This is a genomic window from Nonomuraea longispora, from assembly GCF_004348345.1.
GTDB lineage: Bacteria > Actinomycetota > Actinomycetes > Streptosporangiales > Streptosporangiaceae > Nonomuraea > Nonomuraea longispora.
Window position 1 is genome coordinate 1 of record NZ_SMJZ01000439.1, and the last position, 1,175, is coordinate 1,175.

Annotated in this window: 1 protein-coding gene; it reads left to right on the top strand. The window is 72.2% G+C overall.

The genetic code is table 11. The features are described 5' to 3' along the window. Positions 1 to 166 precede the first annotated feature (166 nt). Positions 167 to 1,175 (top strand): ATP-binding protein (locus E1267_RS43820; RefSeq protein ID WP_246064763.1); only part of this gene is annotated, 1,009 nt, incomplete at its 3' end.

Sequence of the window (1,175 nt, forward strand, 5' to 3'; positions counted from 1 at the left end):
TGGACCCCTGCCCTGGTGACCGTCGACCTCGCGCTGCCCCTCATCGATAAGGACCTGATGTCCGTCGGAGCGTTCTTTCTGCTGGTGTCGTTCTGGCCACTGGCCAGGAGGAGCACTTCCGCCGCCCGGCACACCCTCGTCCATGCGTGAGGAAGGACGAGGCATCGTGTCCGATCCGACGCTCATCACCGTGGCGCGCCGCAGGTTCCACGCTCTCCCCCACCTCCGGGTGGACGCCGGGCTCGCTGTGCTGATCACGATCGTGCAGCTCTGGCCGCTGATCTCGCGTGAGAGCCCGCAAGGGGGGCTGTGGCACTGGTGGGGGTACGCGGTCGCGGTCGCCGCCTCGGTCCCCCTGGTGTGGCGGCGACGCGCGCCGATCGTGGTGCTGCTGGCCAGCCTGGGCGTGAGCACGCTCTACGATCTCGCCGGCAACGTGGCCGACCAGCCCATCTGGTACGGCGCCCTCGTCGCGCTCTACACGGTCGCCGCCTACAGCCCGCGCGGGCCCAGGCTCATCGCGTTCGCAGTGACCGCGGCCGGCGGCCTGCTGACGGTCGGCTCCTGGGAGACCGCGCTGCGCGGCATGGTGCTGCTGGTCGCCGCGTACGCCATCGGCAGGGCGGCGGCCACCTCCCGCGCCCACGCGGCCGCTCTGGAGGAGCGCGCGGTCCGGCTGGAGAAGGAGCGTCAGATGGAGGCGGAGCGCGCCGCGCAACGCGAACGTGACAGGATCGCCCGCGACATGCACGACATCCTGGGCCACGCGGTCAGCCTGATGGTGGTCCAGGCCGAGGCCGGACCCGTGGTGGTGCGCAGCGATCCGGCGCGGGCGGAGGCCGCGTTCGACGCCATCGCCGAGGCGGGACGCGATGCGATGGTGCAGCTGCGCCGCATGCTCGGCGTCCTCAAGGAGGGTGAGTCCCCGCGCGCGCCGCAGCCCACCCTCGGCGATCTGCCCGCGCTGGCCGAGCAGGTGGCGGAGACCGGCCTGCGGCTGACCTTCGACGTGCGGGGCGAGCCGCGGGCCGTGGCGCCCGACTGCGCGGTCGCCGCCTACCGCATCACGCAGGAAGCGCTCACCAACATCGTCAAGCACTCCGGGGCCGATCACGCCGGCATCCGGCTCACCTGGGAGGACCACAACCTCATGATCGACATCACCGACGACGGGC